Below are 26,372 nucleotides of genomic sequence, written 5' to 3'. Positions count from 1 at the left end.
AACCCTCCAACAGAACGTCAGCGTGCTCCCGTCGGTACGGTGCCGAAGAATTCGATCGGCTTACAGCCGCTCAGATGTTCCGGAGTCAGCAGGTACGTGCCATAGACACTGGGGCCCCACACACCCTCGGCGATTTCCAGATTACCCAGAGAAAACGCATAGGCAATCCCTCCGGCCAGCCCCCCGGCCAGAGCCATCATCGACTTGGCGGGCAAATAGAACACGCTGGACACGACACTCGCGGCCTGAAGCCCGATGCCTTCAGCAGTGGTTTCAGCATCCGGCGCACAGGCCGGTCCCGGCGCCTCGGCACGGCACGGACCCGCGGCACCACTGATGACCAACAGCGCGAGCAGAACACGGCCGGAGCTCCGGAACCGACCACCCTTGACGGGCATGCGAAAAGCGTTCTCGGGGACTTTCATCGGTTGCTCCTCCTGATAACTGGGTTGTTTGGGGGCAGATTCACTCCCGCCCCGCTCGCTTCGGCGATGACGATATCCCAATACCGGAACCACTGACATGGGAATCAGCGCCATGGTGTGACGCGTGCTGCCGACCGTCAGTCGCCACGGCCGGCATCGGAGACGCCTTCGCCCGCGGCCAGTCGGACCAGCTTCAGCATGTAAACACGGCGGCTGTCGGCGCGCAGTACCGTGAACGAAAACGGTCCGATATCGACCTTCTCGCCACGCCGTGCCACGTGCCCAAGACGATGGACGATCAACCCGCCGATGGTGTCATGGGCGTCATCGCTCCAATCGGTGCCGAAATACTCGTTGAACTCTTCGATCGGCGTCAGCGCTTTCAACGTGTATTCGTGATCGCTTTTCCGGAAGATGTATTCCTCGTCGCCGAAATCGTGCTCGTCCTCGATCTCACCGACGATCTGTTCGAGTACGTCCTCGATGGTCACGAGTCCGGCCGCCGCGCCGTATTCGTCGACGACGATCGCCATGTGGCTGCGATTGGTCCGGCATTCGCGCAACAGGACGTTCAGACGTTTGTTCTCCGGCACGAACTGGGCTGGCCGCATGATGTCGCGGACCGGCCTCTGCCGATCTCTGAGACTGTGGACGAGCAAATCCTTGACCAACAATACGCCAACGACTTCGGTGCGGTCTTCGGCGATGACCGGATAGCGCGAATGGGCCGACTCGGCCACCAGGCTCAGGATGGTCTCGAGCTGTGCGTCCTGCGGAACAACGACCATTTGCGCCCGCGGAATCATGATGTCGCGCACGCGAAGTTCCGAAACCTGCATCACGCCCTCGATCATCGCGAGCGCCTCGGTTTCGATCAGCCCCCGCTTCTCGGCGTCGCGCAGCAACTCGAGCAGATCATCCCGATCCTCGGGCTCGCCGGCCAGAAAATGACTGAGCCGGTCCAGCCAGCTCCGATGCTCGACGTTCGAACCTTCACTCATGCGCCCGCGAGTTCCTCGTAGGGGTTCGGGTAGCCGAGTTGAGCCAGGATCGCCACCTCCTTCGCCTCCATGATCTCCGCCTCGTCTGGGGACTGGTGATCATAGCCCTGGACATGCAGAACACCATGGATGGTCAGATGGGCCCAGTGCGCTTCCATGGTCTTGCCCTGCGCTGCGGCCTCCTCTGCGACCAAGGGCGCGCAAAGAACGAGGTCCCCTAGGAGTTCGGTGACAACGCCTTCCGGCACATTGAAGGGAAAGCTCAGCACATTGGTGGCGCCTGCCTTGCCCCGGTAACGCGAATTCAAGTCGGCGCTTTCGTCCCGATCGACGACACGGATCACCAGCTCCGCGTCCGCTTGCGCGACAGCCGCCGCGGACCACCGTTGGAAATCCTCACGCGACGGTACCGACTGACAGTCCGTCGCGAGTTGCAGTTCGAGTTCAAGCATCCGAACTGTTGGAATCTTGCGCATAGGCCTCGTAGGCCGCAACGATGCGTTGCACCAGCGGGTGCCGCACGACGTCACGCGTATTGAAGAAGGTAAAGCTGATGCCCTCGACCTCACGTAACACCTCGATGACATGCCGCAGGCCCGACTCCCGGTGTCGCGGGAGGTCGATCTGGGTAATGTCACCGGTAACGACGACCTTCGAGCCGAAACCGACGCGGGTCAGGAACATTTTGATCTGCTCGGTGGTGGTGTTCTGCGCCTCGTCGAGAATCACGAACGCGTCGTTCAAAGTCCGTCCCCGCATGAAGGCGAGCGGCGCGACCTCGATGATGTTCCGTTCCTGCAGTTTGGCGACACGCTCGAAACCCATCATCTCGTACAGCGCGTCATAGAGCGGCCGAAGATAGGGGTCCACCTTCTGCGCCATGTCGCCCGGCAGAAATCCGAGCTTTTCCCCGGCTTCCACTGCGGGGCGCGCGAGCACCAGTCGCCTGACTTCGTCCCGCTCGAGCGCGGCGACCGCGCAGGCAACGGCAAGATAAGTCTTGCCCGTGCCGGCGGGCCCGATGCCGAAGTTGATATCGAAACGCCGGATGTTCGCGAGGTAGGCCTGCTGATTCGGCCCGCGCGCGATGATGGCGCCGCGCTTGGTCCGTATTGCGGCCGTGTCATCCAGAGGCGCCTCGCCACCGGCGAGGGCCTCGACATTCGCCTGCTGCAGCGACATGTGGACTCGCTCGGGTGTGATCGGCTCGTTGAGACTCTCTTCGAACAGGCTCTGCAACAAGCCTACCGCGGCGCGCGCCGGCTCCATTGAACCGATGATCTCGAACTGATTCCCGCGACTGGCGATCTCGACGCCGAGACGTCGTTCGATCTGTCGCAAATGTTCGTCGAACTGTCCGCAGACACTGGCTAGCCGCGCGTTATCGGCCGGTTCCAGGGTCAGGTGCAGTGCGTGGGGATGACGACTAAGCAAGGACAGCAGCGACCTGGTCATGAGTTTCGGCGTGCACCGACGGCGCGGGAGCGACGCCATCGTCCCAGACACGTCCACGCAGGGAGTTCGGCAGGGCCTCGGCAATCATCACGTCGACGAAATGGCCGATCCATTGGGGATTACCGGGAAAATTGACGACCCGATTGTTTTCGGTGCGCCCGCAAAGTTCCGCATAGCTCTTCTTCGAGTGGCCCTCGACCAACACCCGCTGGCGGCTACCCACCATGCGTCGTGAAATATCGGCGGCCATGTCGTTGATCCGGGACTGAAGCCGCGCCAACCGGGTTCGCTTGACCGCTAGCGGCACGTCGTCGGCCATTTCGGCCGCGGGGGTTCCTGGTCGCGCACTGTAGACGAAACTGAACGACTGATCGAAGCCGATTGTCTCGATCAGATCCATCGTCTGCTCGAAGTCGGTCTCGTCTTCGCCGGGAAATCCGACGATGAAATCCGAGGACAGGCTGATATTCGGGCGAACCGCGCGAAGCCGTTCGATCTTGCGGATGTAGTCGCTCCGCGTATAGCCCCTTTTCATCAATGCCAGGATGCGGTCACTGCCGCTCTGCACCGGAAGGTGCAAATGATCGACGAGTTCCGGAATTGCGCCAAAGGCATCGATCAGGTTGTCGCTGAACTCGACCGGATGCGAGGTCGTGAAGCGGATGCGCTCGATCCCGTCGATCGCGGCGACATAGAACAGCAACAACGCGAAATCCGCGATGTCGCCATCGGCAGTGACGCCGCGATAGGCGTTCACGTTCTGTCCCAGCAGGTTCACCTCGCGCACCCCTTGCGCCGCCAGCGCGGCAATCTCGCCGACCACGTCATCGACCGGCCGGCTCAACTCGGCGCCACGGGTGTAGGGCACGACACAGAACGTGCAGTATTTGCTGCAGCCTTCCATGATCGACACGAAAGCCTTGGGGCCCTCGGCCCGCGGCTCCGGCAACGCGTCGAACTTCTCGATTTCCGGGAAGGACACGTCGACCACCCCCCTTCCCGAATGACGCACCTGATCGAGCATTTGCGGCAAGCGGTGCAGCGTCTGCGGTCCGAACACCAGATCGACGTAATCGGCACGCTCCTGCAGTGCCGCGCCTTCCTGGCTGGCCACACACCCCCCAACGCCGATCAGCACGCCGGGACGCTTCTGCTTGAGAGGCTTCCAGCGACCGAGTTGGGAGAAGACCTTCTCCTGGGCTTTCTCGCGAATCGAACAGGTGTTCAGAAGCAGCAGGTCCGCCTCTTCGGGTATTCGAGTTTCGGTGAAGCCGTGCGACTTGGCGAGCACGTCCCGCATCTTGGCGGCGTCGTACTCGTTCATCTGGCAACCGAAGGTTTCGATATAAAGCTTGAGTGTCATTCAGTGGGCGCTCGCAGTGACGGCTTTCGGCCTGGGCCTGATCTGAGAGCGCCGGTATTCTATCAGAATTTCGGGACCCTGCCGGCGACTCGGCGCCCCCCCCGCCGAGCACCGTAGCCAGGCTAGGCCAGCTTGGGTGCGGGTTTGAATGGATTCACCAACGTCGAACCCGTGCGGAGATAGACGGCCTCAGGGTGTTTTGCGGCCATCAACCCGCGTACTCTGTCTTCCTCCGAGCGTCGGGCATCGATCATGATTAGATACTTCCCGGCATCGATCTCGTCATGGTAGGCGGCAAGCTTCTGGTTCTCCTTCGCCAAGCCCATCAACCCCCCAACCCAGGCACCGAACAGGGTGATGAAGCCGAAGATCGCAACATAGACGAGCCCGCCCACCTGCGGGCCGAAGGGGTCGCTGACGATGACATAACCGGTCGCCGCGAGGGCACACAGGAAACCGATCAGCGCACCGCGCTCCGCGAAGCGCACCACGTCCAGCTTCTGTATGAAGTTCGCCGAGTGGATATGGCGCTTGTAGAGCCCGGCCTCGTCTTTGCTCCAGACATGGAAATTCCAGTCCGAAATGCCCGCGGCATGTAGATCGATGGAGATCTGCTCGGTGCTGTCGAGGTTGCCCGTGAGGTAATAGAGTCTCTGCATGAAAAGTCTCCTCCACTGATGACGCCACTGCGTTGGCGGCGCTTGTCTTGTTCGGAATCCCGGATGCCGCCCTTGACGCACGACACCGGAAATCGCTGTGTATGCCCAATGCCCGCGGCTGTCAATAGTCAACCGGGGTAGGCGTCGGAGTCGCTGTTCGCCGCAATCGATTCGGCCAGAGCCTCGATCCAGTGCTTCACTGGCGTCTTCGTCCCGGATTGAAGATGCAGGAGACAACCGATGTTGTCGGTCAGGATCAGTTCCGGTTGACTGCGTTCCAGCGCGGCGATCTTGTCGGCCAACAGCCGTGCCGAGATCGTGGGATGCAGTAACGAGTAGCTGCCGGCCGAGCCGCAACACAACTGGGCATCGGCCACGGGCACCAGATCGAGTCCAGCTTGCGTCAGCAGCCCTTCGACACAGCCGGCCAGTCGCTGGCCATGCTGCAAGGTGCAAGGCGCATGAAATGCGACCCGGCCCGAGAGTTTGCCGGCGAGACCCCCGATCGGCTCGCTGGCCAGCACCTCTCCCAGGCTTTTCGCCATGCCGGCCACGCGCGCTGCCTTGGCCGCATAGACCGGATCGTCGTGGAGCAGGCGGCCATAGTCCTTGACCGTTACGGCGCAGCCGCTGGCGGTGACCACGATGGCCTCGGCGCCTCGCTCGATCTCCGGCCACCAGGCATCGATATTCCGCCGCGCGAAACCAAAGCCCTTGTCGCGGCCAGCCAAATGCTGGCTCAGTGCGCCGCAGCAACCGCTCGCCGCCGCGTGGACCAGCGAAATTCCCAACACATCGAGCACGCGGGCCGCGGCCGCATCGATGCCCGGGGCAGTGACCGACTGGACGCAGCCGTTCAGCACCACCATGTGACGGGCATGCCGCCGCGCTGGCCAAGTCAGCGCGCGACGCGGCGCCGGCAGTTTGCGCTGCCATTCGACCGGCAGCAGCGGCTGAGCCGCGCGCGCCAGTGCGAGGAGCGGCGCGAAGCGGCGCGGATACGGCAGAATCGCGCGCAGCGCAGCGCGCTGGACTCGCTCGATCCACGGCCGGCCGGCATCGCGTTCGACGACTTCTCGCCCGATCTCGAGCAGCTTGCCGTATTCGACTCCCGAGGGGCAGGCGGTCTCGCATGCCCGGCAACTGAGGCAGCGGTCCAGATGCGTCTGGGTTCGCTGTGTTGCGGCGGCGCCCTCCAGAACCTGCTTGATCAGATAGATCCGGCCACGCGGTCCGTCACGCTCGTCACCGAGCAGACGGTAAGTCGGACAGGCGGCGTTGCAGAACCCGCAATGCACACAGGCGCGGAGCACCGCGTCGGCTGCGGCGCCGTCCCGCGTGTTACGGAACCCATCGGTCAGCCGAGTCTGCACGCTCTAAAGACCCTCGTACATCCGTCCGGGATTGAACAAGCCATCGGGATCGAAAGCCGCTTTCAGAGATCGGTGCAGGTCCATCAGGCGGGGCTCCAGCGGCTGAAAACGGGCCGCCGAAGCCATTGGTGTCCGGAAAAGCATCGCATGGCCCCCGCACGACGCCGCCGCGGCGAAGACCTCGGCGTCCGGAGCGCTCGTGCGCAGCCAGCGCTGGGCACCACCCCAGTCGTAAAGCCATTCCCCCGGCAGCGGAGCCAGTCGGCCAGCGGGCGGCACCGACAGTCGCCAAAGATCGGCCGCGCCCGCAAAAAATGGCAGGTCTTGTTCCCGTAGCGCGCGCCAATAATCGGCCTCGCAATCGGCCGGCTCGCCGCCGAGACGGCGCCGTGCCGCCTGCACCGCGACCTCATCGCCCGACAGACGAACCCGGAGCCGTCCGTCATAGGCCAGCCCCGAGATTGGCCAGGACCCTGAAGCCCAGCTCTGCATTGCCTGCAGCGCGGACGAAGGGTTCATCTCGAAGCTCAGACTCAACTCGCAGCGGGGTCGCGGCAAGACCTTGAGCGAGACTTCCAGCAGCACGCCCAGAGTGCCATAGGCCCCAACCATCAGGCGCGACACATCAAAGCCGGCCACGTTCTTCATGACCGTACCGCCAAACCGGAGCGTCTCGGCCCGCCCATTCAGGAGCTTCACTCCGAGCACGAAATCCCGGGCGGAACCGGAGAAGGGGCGACGCGGCCCTGATAGGCCGCAGGCAATAGCGCCCCCGATCGTCGCGCTCAACCCGAAGTGCGGTGGCTCGAAGGCGAGCATCTGTCCTCCCTCCGCTAGTACCTCCTCCAGTTCCGCCAGCGGCGTCCCGCCCCGCGCTGTCACCACGAGTTCCGTTGGTTCATAGGCGAGGATCCCCCGGTGGTCCGCCACGCACAGCGCTTCGCCCTCGGCCGAACGGGCGAGAAAGCCTTTGCTACCCCCGCCGACGATGCGCAGTGGCTGTCGCCGCGCCAGAGCGTCCCGGACACCGTCCTGCAGCGCGCTTTCGCAATCTGCATCCGGCAGTGCTGCGATGCCACCAGAAGTCGCGTTCAAAAGCGTTCGAGTTCCGGAAACGGGAGCTGCCCGCCGTGCACATGCATCGCGCCGAGTTCCGCGCAGCGGCGCAGGCTGGGCACGGCTTTCCCCGGGTTCAGCAAACCGTGCGGGTCAAAAGCCCGCTTAACGGCTTGAAACTGGGCCAGTTCCGCCGCAGCGAACTGGCGGCAGAGCAGGTCGATTTTCTCCACCCCGACACCATGCTCGCCTGTGACCGTACCACCGACGTCGAGGCACAATTGCAGGATTCTCGCCCCGAGCCGCTCAGCCTGCTCCAACTCCCCCGGGCGGTTGGCGTCGTAAAGGATGAGTGGATGCAGGTTGCCGTCCCCGGCATGGAAGACATTCGCCACACCGAGCCCGAATTCCTCCGCAAGAGTCGAGATTCCACGCAGCACATCCGCGAGACAGCGGCGTGGAATGGTTCCGTCCATGCAGTAGTAATCCGCGGCGATCCGTCCCACCGCGGGAAAGGCGGCCTTGCGCCCCATCCAGAAGCGCAAGCGCTCCGCGTCATCTGCGGCGCGGCGGACTTCGGTCGCGCGGGCCGCAACCAGGATCGCTTCGGCCGCGGCGAGGTCGGCGTCGACCTGCTCCGGCAAGCCATCAAACTCACACAACAGAATCGCTGCTGCCTCCACCGGATAGCCTGCATGCACGAACGCCTCGGTCGCGCGTATGGTCACCCCGTCCATGAACTCCAAGCCCGCCGGCAGCAGCCCAGCGCCGATGATGTTCGCAACCGCAGCCCCGGCTGCGCCGATGTCGTCGAAGGCGGCCAGCAGTGCCCGCGCAGACGCCGGCTGCGGGATCAGCTTGACGACCACCTCGACGATGATGCCCAGCAGCCCTTCCGAACCCGTCAGCAAGGCCAGGAGGTCGTAACCCGGAGCATCGAGCGACATCCCGCCGACGGTCAGTAACTCGCCTTCGACCGTAACGAGTTTGATCTCGGTAAGGTTGTGCACCGTCAGCCCGTACTTCAGGCAATGCACACCGCCGGAATTCTCGGCAACGTTGCCGCCAATCGTGCAGGCAACCTGGGACGACGGATCCGGGGCGTACAGCAAGCCGAGCGGCGCGACGGCCTCGGTCACGGCGGCATTCCGGACCCCGGGCTGGACCCTTGCCAAGCGGTTCGGGGCATCGATCGCCAGGATCCGGTTCAGCCGCGTCAGGCTGAGCAAGACGCCATTCTCGACCGGCAGCGCGCCCCCCGACAAGCCGGTTCCGGCACCCCGCGCGACCACCGGCACGCCCGCCGCATGGCACAGCCGCATGACCGCCTGCACCCCTGCCGTGCTTTGCGGCAACACCACGATCCACGGCAGTGTGCGGTAAGCGGACAGTGCATCGCACTCGTACGGACGGAGGTCCTCCGGATCCGCCAGCACTGCTTCCGGGCCGAGTTTTCGGCGCAACGCGCGGACGAAGGCGTCCTTGTCGACGTGGTGTGCGAGCTGTTCCGAAGGATGCGACCGAGGCGTCAAGGGTACCCCTTCAGCGGGCGTTACCCGGCCGACGCTCCCACAACAGGAACAGGCGGTAGCTCAGGGTGCCAGCGATGAAACCACCGACATGCCCCCACCAGGCGACGTCCGCATAACCGGCGGCATTCACGAAGCCGGTGGTCGCCTTATAAAGTTGCAGAATCACCCAGACCCCAACGAAACCGATCGCTGGCACCGGCACGAACAGTGGAAGAAAGAAGACCCAGATGACGATACGGGCATACGGGTAAAGGAAGAAAAACGCGCCCATCACTCCGGCGATCGCACCGGAGGCACCGACGGTCGGCACCAACGATGACGGACTGAAATAGATCTGCAGGATACCGGCGAACAAACCGCAGAAAAGATAGAAGCTGATGAAGCGTATCCCGCCCATGCGGTCCTCGACGTTATCGCCGAAAATCCACAACAACCACATGTTCATGATCAGATGCATCCAGCTGCCGTGCAGGAACATGCTGGTGACGAATGACGCATAGTCGGGTGCCGTCAGATGGGCCCATTGCTCCCAGCCCGACCAGGTGTAGCGGGCCGGCACCAGACCGTAGCGATAGAAAAGTTCGCCGCGGACGCGCTCCGACAGCAACGAGGTGTACAGGAAAATGACGCCGTTGACCGCGATCAGGGTCCAGGTTATCCAGGGCGTATACCGGCAAGGGATCGTATCCCGATAGGGGATCATGAGGACTCGCGTTCTAGTCGACCGTTGAAGACTCAGCGCCGTTGGTCCGGTGCATCCGAATCCCGCGTGCCTCGGTTACGTTAACGCAGACCGGGCTCAAGAAAAACCCTGCGATGCGCGTGGCGGAACGCTGCTCGGCAAACTCCGGTTGAGCCCTATTGCAGGTCGGCATCCGAGGCTACAGGAATGGCCGAGGCGGTCCACGGGCGCGGCGGGGTTTTCCCGAAGACACCCTGGGCGCCATTACGATCCTCCGGCATAATCGCTGAGCTGGCACCTGCGTAAACCCGAATCACCCGCCGGATCCCCAATGCACGCCTCCGAAGAAGCCCAGACCGAGTCCGATACCTCCCGATCAGCCGATCAGGAAGCCGCGGCGAGGCGTGAATTCCTTCGTCGCGGCATCACTGCCGGAGGTGCCGCGGTACTCGCCGGACTGGCTCCGGAGTCACGCGCTGCATCCGCGACCCCGCAATGGATGACCCGCCCCGGTCAGCCGTTCTCGAACTATGGTCTGCCCTCACCTCATGAAAAGGCCGTCATCCGCTTGATCGCCGCCAACAACGCGGTACCCGGGAACGGCCTGTCATGGACACCGCTGCAGGACCTGGAAGGGACCCTCACACCGAACGGCCTGCATTTCGAGCGGCACCACAATGGGGTTCCACAGATCGACCCGGCAGGACATCGCCTTTATCTGCACGGACTGTTCGAGCGTTCCCTGTCCTTCGGGATCGACGACCTGCTCCGCTACCCCATGGTGTCGCAGCAGTGCTTCATCGAATGCGGCGGCAACAGCAACAGCGGATGGAACGAGGAGCCGCTGCAGGCACCGGCCGGCAGCCTGCACGGACTGGCCTCCTGTAGCGAATGGACAGGGGTGCCGCTGACCGTGATTCTGGAAGAATGCGGTCTGCAACCCGACGCGCAATGGCTGATCGCCGAAGGCGCCGACGCGGCCGCCATGAACGTCAGCATTCCGATCGGAAAGGCGCGCGGCGACGCGTTACTGGCCCTGTATCAGAATGGCGAGCGGCTCCGACCGGAGAATGGCTACCCCCTCCGTCTGGTTCTGCCGGGATGGGAAGGCGTGCTCAGCGTCAAGTGGTTGCGCCGCCTGCAGGCCGCGACGGAACCCGTCATGGCCCGCAACGAGACCGCGAGGTACACCGAACTGCTCCCATCGGGCAAGGCGCGCCAGTTCACCTTCGTCATCGAGGCCAAGTCGGTGATCACCCGGCCGTCCCCCGGCCAGCGTCTGGCCGCTCCCGGCTGGTACCCGATCAGCGGCCTCGCCTGGAGCGGTCGCGGCGTCATCAAACGCGTCGAGGTCTCGACCGATGGCGGCAAGAACTGGATTGACGCCGACCTGCAGACACCGGTGTTGCCCCGCTGCTTCACGCGATTCCGGCTGCCATGGCGATGGAATGGTGAATCCTGCATTCTGCAGAGCCGCGCCACCGACGAAACCGGCTACGTCCAGCCGACGCGGGCAGCGCTCATCGCCGAGCGCGGACGCCACGGCTACTTTCATTACAATGCGATCGTTAGTTGGGAAGTGTCGGAGGACGGGAGCCTGAGCCATGTCTATGCCTGAGTCCTCAGCCCCATCCGCTGCGCGCCTCGGGGAACGCGCCGCACGTCGCGGGCAGCAGTTCGCCTGTATGCTGGTGCTGGGAGTGCTTACTGCACCCGCTTTCCCGGTCGCTGGCCCCGGCTTGGGCCAAGCCCTCTCAGCGGCCGAGGTCGCGGCCATCAACATCAATGTCTTCCCGAACGGTGCGGGACTGCCGCCGGGGCGGGGCACTGTTGCGGACGGACAGGCGCTGTACGCGGCTCGCTGCGAAGCCTGCCATGGCGTGCGCGGTTCGGGTGGGAGCGCCGACGAATTGGCTGGCGGCGCGCACGGACTGCGCGGCAATCCTCCAGACAAAACGATCGGCACCTACTGGCCGTATGCGACGACCTTGTTCGACTATATCCGCCGCAGCATGCCGCCCACCGCCCCCCGCAGTCTCAGCGACGACGAGGTGTATGCGCTCACAGCTTATCTGTTGTCTCTCAACGGAATCATTAACGAGGGCGATACGCTCGATGCCGTATCGCTGGCACGTATCCGCATGCCCAATCGGGACGGTTTCATCCCGGTCGACGCCCGCTGAACCCGCTCGCACCATAAGGCTACGCGGTCGTCGACGGGCTCCTACGAAGAAACGCCGCGACGAACGGATACGCTGCGGCGTTCCTTTACACCCGACTCAGTGCTTCATCGGCTGACCGGCCGTTCCGCCCTGCATCTTCATCTCCATGTGAGACTGCATCATCAACTGATGGAGTTTGGGCAGATATTCCTTGAACACGGCGCGGTGTTCCCCCTTCAACCGCTCCCGCTCGGCCTCGTCCGCCGCCTGCGTGATGCGGATGCGCAACTGCCCCAGCTTTAGGTCGAGTTCGAGCGCCTTCTTGAGCAACTCATCTTTCTCTTGCTCGCTCATGGCCGGCATGGACCCCATCATGCCCCCGCCCATCATGCCACCGCCCGCACCGCCGTGCTGCATACCGGCCATCCCCCCGCCCTGAGACATACCCCCAGTCATTCCGCCACCGCCCTGCGGCATCTGCCCGCCGCTCATGCCACCCATCTGACCGTGCTGCATCCCGCTCATGCCGCCTCCCTGGGAGGCTCCGCCCATCATCCCGCCGTGCTGCATGCCACCCATCCCCTCGGCGGGTTTTTGTGCCGGGGTGGCCTCGGGCGCCGTGGGCTGGGTCTTGGCGGCACCGCCTTCAACCGGCCAGCCGCTCTTTTCCTCGGCGAATGGCGCGGTCGAGGCCAACACCAAGCACAAGGCGGCGACCCACTCGGAACGATTCAATTCTTTTTTCATGGCGTCAATCTCCCGGATCCATGCTTCGTTTCTTACGTGAACATCATCTGTGCGGACCTCCACGGCCGCGCGGGCAGACCTTACCAACAATCGACCCAACAAGCCAAGGCAAGCGCTACCGGACGGCGCGTCGATCCAGCGAGGTACCGTACTGCGGGCCCGGCGGTACCCACGCAGCAAATGCGTCCGGGACATCCTCCCGGGCGGCCTTGCGCGTGTTGCGCTGTCAAAAGGGTGCACGTATACTCACGCGGAATTCGACCGACGGGATCGGATTAACCACTGAACGACTGTGAGGAGTTGAGCATGCGTTGGGAAAAACCGACTTACAAAGACCTGCGTTTTGGCTTCGAAGTCACGATGTACATCTACAACCGCTAATCGCGGTTGCCGGATGGGACGGGGCGCACAGCAATGTGCCGCCCCGTTTTGCGTTTCAGGCCCCCTGTTTTTCTGCTGAATCGACGTGAAGATACGTGTTTTGGGCTCAGGAGCCGGCGGTGGCTTCCCGCAGTGGAACTGCAACTGCCATAACTGCAGCCGCATCCGGCGCGGCACCATGCGTTCCTCACCTCGCACGCAGTCATCGATCGCCGTCAGTTCCAATGGCGTGGATTGGGTTCTGTTCAATGCGTCGCCAGACATTCGCAGTCAGCTCGAAGCGTTTTCCGACGTGCACCCCCGAAGCGGCATCCGGGATAGCGGCATCCGGGCGGTGATCCTGATCGACAGCCAGATCGACCACACGACCGGCCTGCTGATGCTGCGGGAGTCCACAGTCCCATTGCAGATTTATTGCAGCGAGATGGTCCGGGCGGATCTGACCTCCGGCTTTCCCGTCTTCACGATGCTCGGACACTACTGCCGGGTCGAGCATCATGCGGTGCCGCTGGACGGCGGCGCGTTCGAGATCCCCGGCATCGACGATCTCCGCTTCTGCACGCACGCGCTGAAAAGCAAGGCGCCGCCGTATTCGCCCCATCGACACGACCCGCACGAAGGCGACAACATCGGTGTCGTGATCGAACAGGCTTCGACGGGCCGGCGCGTGTACTATGCGCCCGGACTGGGCGAAATCGAACCGCACGTCGAACGGGCGATGGCGGAAGCCGATTGCCTGCTGGTGGACGGCACCTTCTGGCGCGAAGACGAAATGGCCCACGCCGGTATCGTCCACAAGCTGGCGCGTGAGATGGGCCACCTGCCGCAGTCCGGTCCCGGCGGCATGATCGAAACGCTCCGCCAGCATGAGCGTGCGCGCAAGATATTGATCCACATAAATAACACCAACCCCATTCTGGACGAAGAGTCACCGGAGCGCCGCGAACTCGAAACGCATGGCATTGAGGTGGCTTACGACGGTATGGCAATCACGGTTTAGCCTGAGGAGACCGAATGACAGAGGACACACGCCCCTGGACTCGCGAGGAATTCGAACGGCGGCTGCGGGACAAGGAACGCTTCTACCACATCAATCACCCTTATCAGGTGTTGATGGCGGAAGGTAAGCTCAACCGGGAGCAGATCCAGGGCTGGGTCGCCAACCGGTTCTACTATCAGGTCAGCATCCCGCGCAAGGATGCCGCCATCCTCGCCAACATCCCCGACCGCGAGGTGCGCCGCAAATGGCTGCAGCGGATCCTTGATCACGACGGCTACGGTGAGGACGAAGGCGGAATCGAGGCCTGGATCCGGCTCGGCATGGCCTGCGGCATGGAGCGGGACGAGCTTACGTCCCTGAAACACGTGCTCCCCGGTGTGCGATTCGCGGTCGACGCCTACGTGAACTTTGCCCGCACGGCGACCTGGCAGGAAGCGGCCTGCTCGTCTCTGACCGAACTCTTCGCACCGCGCATACACAAGCAGCGCCTCGCCGGCTGGCCGGATCTTTATCCGTGGATCGACCAGACCGGACTTGCTTACTTCCGCAAGCGAGTCACGCAAGCGAGCCGCGATGTGGAACATGGTTTGGCGATCACCCTGGACTATTTCCAGACCCGGGCCCAACAGGAACGCGCATTAGAGATTCTGCAGTTCAAGCTCGACATCCTGTGGACGATGCTGGATGCGATGCACCTCGCGTACATCGAGCAGCGACCGCCCTACTTCAATATCCCGGTGTAGTCGCATGGCCCTGGACCCGAACAGCGTCTTCCAGTTCTCGCCCACCCATCGCTTGCAGTGGGAAGAGACGCAACAGAAGCACGTGATTCTTTACCCGGAGGGTTTGGTCGAACTCAGTGACTCGGCAGCCGAAATTCTGAAGCTGTGCGACGGAACTCGCGACCTTTCCGAAATGGTGACCGTGCTGGAGAACAAGTTCGAAACCACCGATCTAATGGACGACGTAGCCGAATTTCTCGAGGCGGCACTGCACAATGGCTGGATCCGGGAACGCTCGCATCACTAACCCGCGCTGGCTGCTCGCCGAGCTGACCTACCGCTGCCCCTTGCAGTGTCCCTACTGCTCGAACCCGGTCGACTTCGCACAGCACCTTAATGAACTGGGCACCGAAGATTGGTTGCGGGTGCTGTCGGAAGCCAGGGCCATGGGCGCCGTGCAGCTGGGCCTATCCGGTGGGGAACCGCTGACCCGCCCCGACCTGGCCATTCTGGTCCGCCATGCCCGGCAACTGGGTTACTACAGCAACCTGATCACTTCCGGCCAGGGTCTCACCGAGGAACGCGTCGTCGAACTCCGGGAAGCTGGCCTGGACCATATTCAGATCAGTATTCAGTCCCCCGAAAAGACGCTGAACGATCAACTGGCCGGCACCGAGTCCTTCGAAAACAAGAAGACCGTCGCACGGCTCGTCAAGAAGCATGGCTATCCGATGGTGCTGTGCGTGGTCATCCATCGCCAGAACATCCATCAGATGCGCGAAATTCTGGAGATGGCGATCGAACTGCAGGCCGATTATCTGGAACTCGCGAATACCCAATACTACGGCTGGGCGCTTTTGAATCGGGCCCAACTGCTGCCGACACGCGCGCAATTCGAGGAAGCCGAGGCGATCGCGCAGGATTACAAGGCGCGCTTGCAGGGCCGGATGAAAATCTACTACGTCGTGCCGGACTATTATGAGGACCGTCCCAAGGCCTGTATGAACGGCTGGGGCACGACCTTTCTGACGATCGCTCCGGATGGCCTGGCCCTGCCCTGTCACGCCGCGCGTGACCTGCCGGGTCTGAACTGCCCGAACGTCAGAGACATGAGCATCGAGGACATCTGGCTGCGTTCAGAGGCGTTCAACCACTTTCGCGGCGAGGACTGGATGCGCGAGCCATGCCGCACCTGCCCCGAGCGGACGAAGGACTTCGGGGGCTGTCGCTGCCAGGCCTTCCAGTTCACCGGAGACATGAATGCGACCGACCCGGTTTGCGGGCTGTCGCCCCACCGCGCCTTGGTCGATCGCGTAATCGGGGCGACGGAGTCCGGGGAGCAGGCGCCCGCCGGCCAGCCCTTGACCTTCCGGAACACCCGTAACTCAAGGCTACTGGCGGCGGACTGAGCCGACAGGCACGGTCAAACAGTCGGCAGATAGGCCTCGGGGAAACCGCAAAAGGCCAGGCTGATCGCCAATAGAGCCTCCCAGGGATCTCCGACGCAATCCCCCTTGATCCGTCGATCCGCAGCGACACACAGGAGCACGATGGATTGCGCCTGCTGCAGATCGATGCGAGTCGCAGATTGGCTCATTCGGGACTTCCTGGCACCGAACGACTTCATCACCTGTAAGGCACAGGCTTCATCGAAGGACTTGCCGCGCCCGACCAGATTGATGATGCTGGCCAGCGCCCGAGCGTGGCCGGACAAAGCCCAGAGCACGACCGCCGGAGCCGTGCCTTCCGCACGCAGACCGTCGAGGATCCGCTTGACCCGTACCGTGTTGGCGTCCAGCGCGGCGTCGACCAGATCGTAGACGTCGAAGCGGGCGGCATCGGCAACGGCGGCCACGATCTGGCGCTCGTCAATCATCCCCGAACCGTAGAGGATGTGCAGCTTGTCGATCTCTTGGGCGGCGGCCAGCAGATTCCCCTCGACACGGGCCGCCAAGGCAGCCAGTCCGGACTGCTCCACCAGCAAGCCTTTCGCGCTCAGACGGTGGTCCAGCCACTGCAACAGAGAACGCCCCGTTAGCGGCTTGGCCTGGACGACGACACCAGCGCGTTCGAAGCCCTGGAACCAGGCCTTTTTCTGGTCGTCCGCGCTCAGCTTGCCGGCGCTGAGCACCAACACGCAATCCGGGCTCGGCGCCGCCACGTACTCCGCCAGAAACTCCGCGCCGCCCTGATCAGGCTTCTCCGGGACCCTGACGTCCAGCACCCGTGCGCCCCCGAACAGCGGCAAGGTCGCGGCAGCGTCCCTGAGCGCGGCCCACTCGAAGCCGGGCTGGACGAAAAACAGCTCCCAGTCGGGAAAACCATTGGCTTGAGCAGCCGAGCGGATCGCCGCCACGGCTTCCGTGACCTGCAGCGGCTCATCGCCAAAAACCAGATAGAGCGGCGCGATGCGTCGGCGCAGCGCGCCGCCGAGTTCGGCCGGCGTCAGCCTCATGCCTTGTCTGGGCTCCGGACCGCCGAGCGTAGCCGCCGCATGACGATCTGGGCTGCTTCACGTTCCATTTCCGAACGCATCAGGGTCTCTTGTTCACCCTGTCCGAGCGGGAAGCGGATATCGACGAAGTACTGGCGGCTGATCTCGAGTTCCTCGCGCGGCAGCAACACTTCGCCCTTCGGCGTCGTCACTTCGAACAAGAGACGATAGCTCAAATTGTAGCCGTTTGCCTTGCCGGCCCTGCTGAGCGAGATCTGGCGCCGCTGGTGGATGCCGCTGATGACGTGGAACACGCTGCCGGCTTCGGCCTGATTCACGGCCAGCCGCCCGCCGGCGAAACTCAGGATCTCGATGAATTCCTGACTGAATGGTTGCCCGGGAGCAATGCCGGTCAGTTTCACCACCTTAGCCCGCTCGGGCAGATCGACTTTGCCGCGTAGATGGTAGCCGCATCCACCCAGTGCACCGATCGACAAGATCAGCAGCACGCGCATCGTCAGATTGGCGAACATAAAGCTTTGTTTTCAGACGACCAGATTGACCAGTTTCCCGGGGACGACGATGACTTTCCTGACCGCTTGTCCCTCGACGTAGCGCTGTATCGCAGGGTCGGCGAGTGCGGCCGACTCGACTGCCGCCTTGTCGGCCGTGACCGGCACCGTAATGCGGCTCCGGAGTTTGCCGTTGACCTGGACCACCAGTTCAATCGACTCTTTCACCAGAGCGGATTCGTCCACGGCTGGCCAACCCGCTCCGACTACGGCCTCGGGATGCCCCAGGGCTGACCAGAGTTCGTGACAGATATGCGGAACCATGGGCGCCAGCATCAACACGACCAATTCCAGCGCTTCCTGTCGAACCGCCCTACCCTGCTCCGACACGTCGTCGAACTTCGCGAGCGCGTTTAATAGCTCCATATTGGCTGCGATCGCCGTGTTGAAGGTCTGGCGCCGCCCCATGTCATCGCTAACCTTCCGGAGCGTCTCATGCACCTGGCGCCGGATATCGCGCTGAGCGGGATCCAGATCGCCGACGCTCAGCGCAGTGGCCGGACCCGCATTGACGTGCCCGGCAACCTGTTTCCATAGCCGCTTCAGGAACCGAAAGGCGCCCTCAACGGCGCTGTCCGACCATTCGAGCGATTGCTCGGGCGGCGCCGCGAACATGATGAACAGCCGCACCGTGTCGGCGCCATAGCGGTTGATCAATTCCTGCGGATCGACGGTGTTGCCCTTGGACTTGGACATTTTGCTGCCGTCCTTCAGCACCATGCCTTGGGTCAGCAGCCGCGTGAACGGCTCCGCTGCAGGCACCAGGCCCGCGTCGCGGAGCAACTTGTTGTAGAACCGGGCGTACAACAAGTGCAGGATCGCATGCTCGATGCCGCCAATGTACTGATCGACCGGCAGCCAGTAACCTGCACGCGCATCCAGCATCGAAGTATCACTGTCCGCGCTGGCGTAGCGCGCGAAATACCATGACGATTCCATGAAGGTGTCGAAGGTGTCCGTCTCGCGGCGCGCGCCCGCGCCGCAGGTCGGACAGGCAACATTCACGAAACTGTCCAACCGCGCCAACGGCGAGCCCTGTGATTCGAAATCGACGTCCTTGGGTAACAGCACCGGCAATTGGTCGTCAGGCACCGGCACCGTTCCACAGCATTCGCAGTAAATCACCGGGATCGGAGCACCCCAATAACGCTGCCGCGACACCCCCCAGTCCCGCAACCGGTAATGCACCTGGCGATGTCCCTTACCCAATTGCTCGAGCCGGTCGGCGATCGCCTCGAACGCTTCTTCCGACGTGAGCCCATCGAACGCGCCGGAGTTCGCGAGCCGCCCCTTGTCGACAAACGCTGCCGTTTCGAGGTCGATACCGCCGCCATCGAGCGGAAAGATCACGGGTTTGATCGGCAAGCCGAACTGTTTGGCAAATTCGTAGTCACGCTGGTCGTGGGCAGGGACCGACATCACCGCCCCGGTGCCGTAACCCATCAGTACGAAATTGGCGATCCAGATCGGCACGACCTCGCCGGTCAGCGGATGCACGGCCCGGAAGCCCGAATCCACGCCCCGCTTCTCCATGGTTTCGAGCGCGGCTTCCGAGGCCTGCGTCTGCAGGCAAAGGTCGACGAACGAGCGGAGACCCGGATTGCGCTCCACGGCCAGCTTGGCCACTGGATGCTCGGCCGCCACGGCGACATAGGTCACGCCCAGCAGCGTATCGGGCCGCGTGGTATAGACCTTCAGCGGCTCGCCGGTCTCCTGGACCGCGAATTCGAGTTCCACACCGAGCGAACGTCCGATCCAGTTTTGCTGCATCAGCTTGACCTGCTCGGGCCAGCCATCCAGCGTGTCGAGATCACGCAGCAGTTCATCGGCGTACGCAGTGATCTTCATGAACCACTGCGGGATCTCGCGCCGGATGACCGGCGTGTCGCAGCGCCAGCAGCAGCCGTCGATCACCTGTTCGTTCGCCAGCACGGTCTGGTCGTTCGGACACCAGTTAACCGGCGAGGTCTTCTTGTAGACGAGGCCCTTTTCGAGCAGACGGAGGAAGAACCACTGCTCCCAGCGGTAGTAGTCGGGAGCGCAGGTCGCCACTTCGCGTTGCCAGTCGTAGCCGAAGCCGAGCCGCTTCAACTGGTCTCGCATGTAGGCGATGTTGTCGTAGGTCCAGTCGGCCGGATGAACCCCGTTTTGCATGGCCGCATTTTCGGCCGGCAGCCCGAACGCGTCCCATCCCATCGGCTGCAGCACATTCTTGCCGAGCATGCGCTGGTAGCGGCTGATAACGTCGCCGATGGTGTAATTCCGCACGTGCCCCATGTGCAGGCGACCGCTGGGATAGGGAAACATCGACAGGCAGTAGAATTTTTGCCGGGACGTATCCTCCGTCGCCCGGAAAACACCGGTTTCCTGCCACATTTTCTGCACCGCGGACTCAATCGTCTGCGGGTTGTAAAGATCGTCCATCGCCGCCGATTCAAACATCGCTGAAACCCGTTAGAATACCGGACGGTGCGGCAAAGCTGAAGCTTGAGCGGAATCCTCGGCGAAACAGCGGGGCTGGCGGACTGAGGTATCCAGGGCAGTCATGAATCACCCATCCGAGGCGACAATGCGCAGAGTAGTTTTCAATCAGAAGGGCGGCGTAGGGAAATCGACCATCACCTGCAATCTGGCGGCCGTCAGCGCGGCGCAAGGCAGGCGCACGCTGGTGGTCGATCTCGACATCCAGGGGAATTCGACCCACTACCTGCTGGGACACAAGATCATCGAACCCGACGCGACCCTGGCCGGCTTCTTCAAGCAGACACTGAGCATCAACCTGTTCGGCAGCAATTCCGACAGCGGAATCAACGCGGCGATCCACGCCACGCCATTCGATAATCTCGATGTCATGGCCTCGCACCCCGAGTTCGAGCCCTTGCAGACACGGCTCGATCAGCGCATGAAGATTTACAAGCTCCGCGAAGCCCTCGAGTCCCTGACCCAGTACGAGCGGATTTACATCGATACGCCGCCGGTGCTGAACTTTTACAGCCGCTCGGCTCTGATTGCCGCCACCAATTGCCTGATTCCCTTCGATTGCGACGCCTTCACGCGTGAATCGCTTTACAACCTGCTGGCCGTGATCTCCGAGATCAAGGCCGATCACAACCCGGCGCTTCAACTCGAGGGCATCGTCGTCAACCAGTACCAGAGCCGCGCCAGCTTGCCCCAGCAACTCGTCAGCGAACTCGTGTCCGAAGGGCATCCGGTGCTGTCCACCAAGATATCGCCGTCGGTCAAGGTGCGGGAGTCCCACAGTGAGTCCAAGCCGTTGATTCACTACGCGCCGGATCATAAGCTCTCCGCCGAATTCCGAGCCTTGCACGACGAGATCCATGCCGTCTGAGCACGGCCAAACGGGGCTGCCGACATCCATTACCGCAGCATTTCACTGTGGTATTATCGAATAGTCGTTAGTTTTCCCAAGACCCCGCACGATGTCCGCCACAGCCCTCGCGATCCAAGACTTTGCGCTGCTCGACGACGAAGAATGTCATGAACGGATCACCGCAGCAAAAAAGGCGCTCGGCAACCGCTGCGTCATCCTTGGGCACCATTACCAACGCGACGAAGTCTTCCGGCACGCCGACACCAGCGGCGACTCCCTGAAACTCTCGCACTGGGCGGCGCGTTCGGACGCCCAGTACATCGTGTTCTGCGGTGTTCACTTCATGGCCGAGGTCGCCGACATCCTGTCGCGGCCCGAGCAAATTGCCATCCTGCCGGATCTCGCAGCCGGTTGTTCGATGGCCGACATGGCCAACCGCGTGAATGTCGAGCGATGCTGGACCGAGTTGGCCACCGTGCTCGACCCCGATCGCGATATCACGCCAGTGACCTACATCAACTCCGCGGCGGACCTTAAAGCCTTTTGTGGCCGTCACGGCGGTATCGTCTGCACCTCCAGCAACGCGCGGACGATCCTCGACTGGAGTTTCAGCCAGCGACGCAAGGTGCTGTTCTTCCCCGACCAACACCTGGGCCGGAATACGGGCTATCGCATGGGGATCCCGTTAGAGGAGATGGTCACCTGGGATTTCGGCAAGCCCATGGGCGGTCTGACGGTCGACGAGATCGAACGCGCCCGCATCATTTTGTGGAAAGGCTTCTGCTCCGTTCATCAGATGTTCAAGCCGGAGCACATCGACCGTTTCCTGGAGACGTATCCCGACACCCGAGTCATATCGCACCCCGAGGCCTGCTTCGAGGTCTGCGAGAAGTCACATTATGTCGGTTCCACCGAGTACATTCTGAAGACCGTCCGGGAAGCCGAGCCGAATACGCGCTGGCTGGTCGGCACCGAACTGAATCTCGTGAATCGTCTGGCGAATGAGGTGCGCAACCAGGGCAAGCAGGTGCACTTCATGTCGCCGACCATCTGCATGTGTTCGACCATGTTCCGCACCGATCCCCAGCACCTGTTGTGGGTGCTTGAAAATCTGGTTCAGGGAACCGTCGTGAACCGCATCCGCGTCAACGAGGCCGACGCACGCTATGCCAAACTCGCGCTGAACAACATGCTCACGGTGTCTTGACCCACCGCGACATTCACCTTCCTCCCCCTGCGACCGCCGCTCTCCCCGCCCGTTTTCGGCGCACCGCAGCGCCCTAGCTGTCCGCGCATTATCCACAACGTACCCTCCTCTCTGAGATGGGATCGGTCGAGTCGCACCCGGCGGTCGCCGACCGCCCGATATCATTTGAATTCCCGTAGTCTGACGCGTCGCGCCTTACCCAAGGTTCGGGAATTTTTCCCATAGGTTGCCATCCTTGTCTCCTTTACGATACGCACTGTGTCTTTTGCGCATCGACGGCAACAACAATGAACCGCTACCTGCCCCTGATACCCGGTGTCTTTCTGTCGTGCATGAGCGCGGCCGAAGCAACCGATGAAACGACCGACACCACCGCGGCAACCCCCGCGGCCCCGGCCGCTAAATCCGCAGCAAGCAAGGCGAAGACCTCATCGGCAACGACGACGCCGAGCCAGCCCGGTCAGGTCGCGGAACTCGAAGCGGTGGAAGTCGTCGCGACCACGCCGATCGATACCGGAGGTGTGGAACGTTACAAGCTGCCAACGCCGGTGCAGGAGGCCAGTGCCGAGCAGATGCGGGAAGCGCAGGCGATCAACCTGCCTGATTACATGCGGCGCTTGATGCCCAGCGTCAACGTCAACGACGTCCAGAACAATCCGTTCCAGCCGGACGTGAACTTCCGCGGCTTCAGTTCATCGCCGCTGCTCGGCGTACCACAGGGACTCGCGGTGTATTTCAACGGTATCCGCTTCAACGAGCCATTCGGCGATACGATGAACTGGGATTTGATCCCGCAAGGTGCGGTCGATCAGATGACGGTTCACGCGGGCTCGAACCCGGTCTACGGCCTGAACGCGCTCGGTGGCGCCCTGGCGATCAAGACGAAGACCGGCTTCAGCGCCCCAGGGCACCATGTGGATGTCTTCGGGGGATCCTGGGGTCGGCACAGCGAAGAAATCACCAGCGGTTGGAACGACGGCTCCTTCGGCTACTTCGTCGATCTGCGGAATTTCCAGGAAAACGGCTGGCGCCAATACTCTCCGACGCAAGTCCAACAGGCGTTCGGCAGCTTCAACTTCCATTTCGATCGCGGTGAAGTCAATTTGACCGTGGTCGGCAACGGCAACTCACTCACCGGCAATGGCACCGTGCCCGTGCAGCTGTCACGCATCAACTATGAAGCCGTCTTCACACACCCGGACCTGACGAATAACAACTTCTTCATGTCCGAACTGGACGGCTCCTATCAGGTCGCCGAACATGTGAAGCTGACCGGTAACGTGTACTTCCGGCAGACCTTGACCCGTAACTTCAACGGGGATGATTCCGATTATGAGGACTGTGAAGACCCAACTTTCCAAGGACTAATCTGCGGAGAGGATGGCGACGGCGAGCCTGTAATCGACCAGAACGGTCGCTTCGTAAAGGAGAGCGACGCGGTTGAAGGCGCCGTTAACAATATCGCTCAAACCAACCAGCGCAGCTACGGCGGCAGTGCCCAGGCCACCCTGGATTACAACCTGTTCGGCCTACCTAACCGCTTCGTAACCGGCGGGAGCGCGAACGAGGGAAACGTCAACTTCAACTTCAACTCCGAACTGGCCCAGCTGACGCCGAGTCGCGGCACATCCGGTAGCGGACTTTTCGTCGAGCAAGCGCGCGTCTGGCTCAATACCAATAACCAGCTCTACAACTGGTACCTCACCGACACCCTCTCAGTCACTGAGGAGCTGGCCCTCACGATCGCAGGCGGTTACAACCTGACCCGGATCCAGCTACACGACCAGCTGGGCACCGACCTGGATGGCCGGCACAGTTTTGACCGCTTCAATCCGTCAGCGGGCCTGACCTATGCGTTCATGCCGGAGGTCACCTGGTTCGGGAACTACGCGGAATCGAATCGCGCGCCGACTGCGGTCGAATTGAGCTGCGCCAACCCGGACGAACCCTGCCGTCTCCCGAACGCCTTCGTGTCCGATCCCCCGCTGAAACAAGTCGTCGCCAAGACCTGGGAGACCGGCTTTCGCGGACAGTTCCGGGAATTGTGGGGTGGTCGAGTCAACTGGAATGCCGGCTTCTTTCACACCCAGAACTCAAACGACATCCTGTTCATCACGAGCGGCACCATGCGCGGCATGGGCTACTTCGACAACGTTGGGCAAACGCTACGCCAAGGCATGGAACTCGGCCTGACCGGCGATTACGAAGAGGTTCGCTTCATGCTGAACTACACCCTGCTCGACGCAACCTTCCAGAACGGCTTCCTGGCAGCCAGCCCGCACAATCCCAAAGCCGTTGACGGTTTTGTGCCGGTGCAGTCGGGCGACTACATCCCCGGACTGCCCCGCGACATCCTGAAGGGGTCTGTCGATTGGGCCGTCATTCCAAGCTTGACCGTCGGTCTCGATATGTTTTTCAACAGCGGCCAATACTTCCGGGGCGACGAAGGCAATCTGAACTCGAAGACGTCACCGTACGCGGTCTTCAACCTGCGTGGTGAATACCGGTACAACGAACATTTCTCGGTCTATGCCCGGCTCGAGAACCTGTTCGACCGTCATTACAACAGTTTCGGTACCTACGGGAATGCATCGGAAGTGCTGGGGCCGCAGTTTGGGGATCCACGCTTCGTCGGTGCCGGAGCACCGTTCGGCGGCTGGGTCGGCGTGCGCTTGTCGATGTAAGGCTCGCATCCGGACACGAAGTTAGGACGCCCGGAGCATCATCCGGCCGCGCGAGGTCGCTCCAGGCGATCCGCGCCCATTTGGCCCGCTAGCGCCGAGTCATGGGTTCCTCAACCGCGGAGTGCAGGTGCTGATGAGCCTCTTCCTGACTCTGCAGACTGGCGACGCCCACTCCGTAGCGGTAAACCATCAACCCGCCGAGATCAGTGCCGAAAACCATCAAACCCATCATGGCGGTCGCCAGGAACAGGTGAAGGCCCACCGCCATGGTTGAGACCGCCATGCCGCCCAGGCCACGCCACAACGCGAGTACGACCGCCAACACTGACACGATAACCATCAGACGCTGGTGCCATTCCATGATTTCATGTACCTGGCCGCCATGGGGAACTTCGGCGGCGGCCAGAAAGCCTGCGGTCGCGGCAACCACTGCGCCGGCCGCCCCGAGATACAACATCCACGCCGCGACTTGACGCAAGGCAGGGCGATGCAAGCCCAAGCCCGCAAGCTCCAGAAGAAAAAAGGTCGCCAGCAATGCGATGGGGAAGTGCACGATCATCGGATGCAGATTGCTGCCAAGGCCCTGGATTCCCGGTAACAGCACCCATTGGCTGCTCGAATCGAGCAGATCGGTAATCGCGGCCAGAAAGGTTTCGACCAAACCCACCAAACCGCCACCTTCATCTCCGCCGGCGCCGTGCAATTGCGGTAGGCCGAAGGAACCGTAGAGTAAGTGCCAATACTGATTCATGTGCGGTCCATATTGTTTGCGTGTCGTGGAATGAGCCCCGAGGCTCACATGCTGTCTGTTGCACCGATCCCGGTGGCCGAATGATAGTTCCCTATCGTTTGACCGTTCCTCGCGCCTAAGTTTCGTCGCAAGGCACACACCCGATGGGATATGACGGGTTCACGGCGGCGGCATGGCTGTCGCTCTGGGACGCCGTCGGTCTCCGGCCTCTTCTCCCAACGCCTCATAAGCGGCTTGCAAGGAGGCCATGTAGGTCCGCCGATTGCCGTCACAGTGCAGGGCTTCGCCCACGAAGACATCGCAGAAAAAGGGGACCAGCAAGGCCTCCCCCTTAGGCAGCGCCTTACCCAGCCCCTTCATGTAAACCGGGATCGTCCGTGCCTCCGGACACCGCACAGCCAAATGGGCGATCCCGCTCTTGAAAGCGCCGAGTTCCTCCGGTTCGCCACGAGTCCCTTCGGGATACAGGATCAGGATCTCCCCCTGGGTCAGTGCGGAACTGCATGCCGCAAGAGGATCCACTCCGCGGACGGGCCGGCGTTCCAAGGGGAGGATGCCGATGATATTGATGGCGAACCAGCTCAGCAGACCCTTGCCCAGAAAGTAATCGGCCGCAGCGACCGGCCGAACTCGCGGCAGCAGTTCCAAGGGCAACAGTGTCATCAGGACCAGCGTGTCGAGGTGGCTGTTGTGGTTGCCGACGATGATGGCGGGACCGCTGGTCGGCAAGCGCTCGCGATGCCGGACATTGAGTCCGAGCACCACCAACACGATCAGGCGGGCAACAACGGCGAAGAACAACCACCGGAGCGCTCGAATCACGGTACGCAACGCA

Annotated in this window: 26 protein-coding genes; 10 read left to right on the top strand and 16 right to left on the bottom strand. The window is 62.4% G+C overall.

Going from position 1 to position 26,372, the window contains the following annotated elements; all coding sequences use genetic code 11:
• Positions 1–17: 17 nt before the first annotated feature.
• The 10 genes from ACW73L_RS14300 to ACW73L_RS14255 all read right to left on the bottom strand — a co-directional run bounded on the left by ACW73L_RS14300 (position 18) and on the right by ACW73L_RS14255 (position 9,567).
• Positions 18–425, bottom strand: a complete 408-nt coding sequence (locus tag ACW73L_RS14300; protein WP_498922935.1) for a hypothetical protein — start codon at positions 423–425, stop codon at positions 18–20.
• Between the two features lie 137 nt (positions 426–562).
• Positions 563–1,426 (bottom strand): CorC family transporter, encoded by an 864-nt coding sequence (locus tag ACW73L_RS14295; RefSeq protein ID WP_498922933.1) that lies wholly within the window; start codon positions 1,424–1,426, stop codon positions 563–565.
• Complete coding sequence (ybeY, locus tag ACW73L_RS14290) at positions 1,423–1,878, bottom strand: rRNA maturation RNase YbeY (protein ID WP_498922931.1); 456 nt, start codon at positions 1,876–1,878, stop codon at positions 1,423–1,425. The genes ACW73L_RS14295 and ybeY overlap by 4 nt, the downstream gene beginning before the upstream one ends.
• Positions 1,871–2,881 carry a PhoH family protein gene (locus ACW73L_RS14285; protein WP_139558628.1) on the bottom strand — a complete coding sequence of 337 codons (1,011 nt, stop codon included), beginning with the start codon at positions 2,879–2,881 and terminating at the stop codon, positions 1,871–1,873. Before ACW73L_RS14285 ends, ybeY begins: the two co-directional genes overlap by 8 nt.
• A complete protein-coding gene (miaB, locus tag ACW73L_RS14280; RefSeq protein WP_498922930.1) occupies positions 2,853–4,244 on the bottom strand; it encodes a tRNA (N6-isopentenyl adenosine(37)-C2)-methylthiotransferase MiaB in 1,392 nt (463 codons plus the stop codon). Before miaB ends, ACW73L_RS14285 begins: the two co-directional genes overlap by 29 nt.
• 122 nt (positions 4,245–4,366) lie before the next feature.
• The gene (locus ACW73L_RS14275; protein ID WP_139558630.1) at positions 4,367–4,903 is read right to left on the bottom strand and encodes a hypothetical protein; all 537 of its coding nucleotides are present in this window, start codon (positions 4,901–4,903) and stop codon (positions 4,367–4,369) included.
• A gap of 128 nt (positions 4,904–5,031) precedes the next feature.
• Positions 5,032–6,276, bottom strand: a complete 1,245-nt coding sequence (gene glcF / locus ACW73L_RS14270) for a glycolate oxidase subunit GlcF (RefSeq protein ID WP_498922928.1) — start codon at positions 6,274–6,276, stop codon at positions 5,032–5,034.
• Between the two features lie 3 nt (positions 6,277–6,279).
• Positions 6,280–7,371: a glycolate oxidase subunit GlcE gene (gene glcE, locus ACW73L_RS14265; protein WP_498922927.1), complete on the bottom strand. Its 1,092-nt coding sequence runs from the start codon at positions 7,369–7,371 to the stop codon at positions 6,280–6,282.
• Positions 7,368–8,864 carry an FAD-linked oxidase C-terminal domain-containing protein gene (locus ACW73L_RS14260; RefSeq protein ID WP_498922926.1) on the bottom strand — a complete coding sequence of 499 codons (1,497 nt, stop codon included), beginning with the start codon at positions 8,862–8,864 and terminating at the stop codon, positions 7,368–7,370. Before ACW73L_RS14260 ends, glcE begins: the two co-directional genes overlap by 4 nt.
• Before the next feature lie 10 nt (positions 8,865–8,874).
• The gene (locus ACW73L_RS14255; RefSeq protein ID WP_498922925.1) at positions 8,875–9,567 is read right to left on the bottom strand and encodes a rhomboid family intramembrane serine protease; all 693 of its coding nucleotides are present in this window, start codon (positions 9,565–9,567) and stop codon (positions 8,875–8,877) included.
• 310 nt (positions 9,568–9,877) lie between these two features.
• Here ACW73L_RS14255 and soxC point away from each other — a divergent pair, with 310 nt between their 5' ends.
• Positions 9,878–11,164 carry a sulfite dehydrogenase gene (soxC, locus tag ACW73L_RS14250; protein ID WP_498922924.1) on the top strand — a complete coding sequence of 429 codons (1,287 nt, stop codon included), beginning with the start codon at positions 9,878–9,880 and terminating at the stop codon, positions 11,162–11,164.
• A complete protein-coding gene (locus tag ACW73L_RS14245) occupies positions 11,151–11,729 on the top strand; it encodes a c-type cytochrome (protein WP_498922923.1) in 579 nt (192 codons plus the stop codon). Before soxC ends, ACW73L_RS14245 begins: the two co-directional genes overlap by 14 nt.
• A gap of 96 nt (positions 11,730–11,825) precedes the next feature.
• Here the strand turns inward: ACW73L_RS14245 and ACW73L_RS14240 are convergent, their stop codons facing one another.
• Positions 11,826–12,455, bottom strand: coding sequence for a hypothetical protein (locus tag ACW73L_RS14240; protein ID WP_498922922.1), 630 nt, complete (start codon positions 12,453–12,455; stop codon positions 11,826–11,828).
• Positions 12,456–12,761: 306 nt separating this feature from the next.
• On the opposite strand from ACW73L_RS14240, the gene pqqA reads away from it, so the two are divergent.
• The 5 genes from pqqA (at position 12,762) to pqqE (ending at position 15,967) form a co-directional block, all read left to right on the top strand.
• Positions 12,762–12,836, top strand: a complete 75-nt coding sequence (gene pqqA, locus ACW73L_RS14235; RefSeq protein ID WP_129884644.1) for a pyrroloquinoline quinone precursor peptide PqqA — start codon at positions 12,762–12,764, stop codon at positions 12,834–12,836.
• Positions 12,837–12,921: 85 nt separating this feature from the next.
• A complete protein-coding gene (gene pqqB, locus ACW73L_RS14230; RefSeq protein ID WP_498922921.1) occupies positions 12,922–13,836 on the top strand; it encodes a pyrroloquinoline quinone biosynthesis protein PqqB in 915 nt (304 codons plus the stop codon).
• A gap of 14 nt (positions 13,837–13,850) precedes the next feature.
• Positions 13,851–14,579: a pyrroloquinoline-quinone synthase PqqC gene (gene pqqC / locus ACW73L_RS14225; RefSeq protein WP_498922920.1), complete on the top strand. Its 729-nt coding sequence runs from the start codon at positions 13,851–13,853 to the stop codon at positions 14,577–14,579.
• 4 nt (positions 14,580–14,583) lie between these two features.
• Positions 14,584–14,865: a pyrroloquinoline quinone biosynthesis peptide chaperone PqqD gene (pqqD, locus tag ACW73L_RS14220; protein WP_498922919.1), complete on the top strand. Its 282-nt coding sequence runs from the start codon at positions 14,584–14,586 to the stop codon at positions 14,863–14,865.
• Positions 14,834–15,967 carry a pyrroloquinoline quinone biosynthesis protein PqqE gene (gene pqqE / locus ACW73L_RS14215; RefSeq protein ID WP_498922917.1) on the top strand — a complete coding sequence of 378 codons (1,134 nt, stop codon included), beginning with the start codon at positions 14,834–14,836 and terminating at the stop codon, positions 15,965–15,967. Before pqqD ends, pqqE begins: the two co-directional genes overlap by 32 nt.
• 14 nt (positions 15,968–15,981) lie before the next feature.
• Here pqqE and holA read toward each other — a convergent pair whose 3' ends face one another.
• Genes holA through leuS form a run of 3 tightly spaced genes read right to left on the bottom strand, consistent with a single transcriptional unit; the run spans position 15,982 to position 19,988 of the window.
• Positions 15,982–17,013, bottom strand: coding sequence for a DNA polymerase III subunit delta (gene holA, locus ACW73L_RS14210; protein ID WP_498922916.1), 1,032 nt, complete (start codon positions 17,011–17,013; stop codon positions 15,982–15,984).
• Positions 17,010–17,525: an LPS-assembly lipoprotein LptE gene (locus ACW73L_RS14205; protein ID WP_498922915.1), complete on the bottom strand. Its 516-nt coding sequence runs from the start codon at positions 17,523–17,525 to the stop codon at positions 17,010–17,012. The genes holA and ACW73L_RS14205 overlap by 4 nt, the downstream gene beginning before the upstream one ends.
• Positions 17,526–17,537: 12 nt before the next feature.
• A complete protein-coding gene (leuS, locus tag ACW73L_RS14200) occupies positions 17,538–19,988 on the bottom strand; it encodes a leucine--tRNA ligase (RefSeq protein ID WP_498923112.1) in 2,451 nt (816 codons plus the stop codon).
• 145 nt (positions 19,989–20,133) lie between these two features.
• Here leuS and ACW73L_RS14195 point away from each other — a divergent pair, with 145 nt between their 5' ends.
• The 3 genes from ACW73L_RS14195 (at position 20,134) to ACW73L_RS14185 (ending at position 24,786) form a co-directional block, all read left to right on the top strand.
• Positions 20,134–20,913 (top strand): ParA family protein, encoded by a 780-nt coding sequence (locus tag ACW73L_RS14195; RefSeq protein WP_498922914.1) that lies wholly within the window; start codon positions 20,134–20,136, stop codon positions 20,911–20,913.
• A gap of 91 nt (positions 20,914–21,004) precedes the next feature.
• Positions 21,005–22,102 carry a quinolinate synthase NadA gene (nadA, locus tag ACW73L_RS14190; RefSeq protein ID WP_498922913.1) on the top strand — a complete coding sequence of 366 codons (1,098 nt, stop codon included), beginning with the start codon at positions 21,005–21,007 and terminating at the stop codon, positions 22,100–22,102.
• Positions 22,103–22,389: 287 nt separating this feature from the next.
• Positions 22,390–24,786, top strand: a complete 2,397-nt coding sequence (locus tag ACW73L_RS14185) for a TonB-dependent receptor (RefSeq protein ID WP_498922912.1) — start codon at positions 22,390–22,392, stop codon at positions 24,784–24,786.
• Positions 24,787–24,874: 88 nt separating this feature from the next.
• Here ACW73L_RS14185 and ACW73L_RS14180 read toward each other — a convergent pair whose 3' ends face one another.
• Both ACW73L_RS14180 and ACW73L_RS14175 read right to left on the bottom strand, forming a co-directional pair.
• Positions 24,875–25,537 carry a DUF2231 domain-containing protein gene (locus ACW73L_RS14180; protein ID WP_498922911.1) on the bottom strand — a complete coding sequence of 221 codons (663 nt, stop codon included), beginning with the start codon at positions 25,535–25,537 and terminating at the stop codon, positions 24,875–24,877.
• A 159-nt stretch (positions 25,538–25,696) separates the two neighbouring features.
• The gene (locus tag ACW73L_RS14175; protein ID WP_498923110.1) at positions 25,697–26,359 is read right to left on the bottom strand and encodes a lysophospholipid acyltransferase family protein; all 663 of its coding nucleotides are present in this window, start codon (positions 26,357–26,359) and stop codon (positions 25,697–25,699) included.
• Positions 26,360–26,372 lie beyond the last annotated feature (13 nt).

Source organism: Methylolobus aquaticus (genome assembly GCF_054172105.1).
The sequence above is the reverse complement of the archived record's forward strand: the minus strand, read 5'-3'. Positions and strand labels throughout refer to the sequence as shown.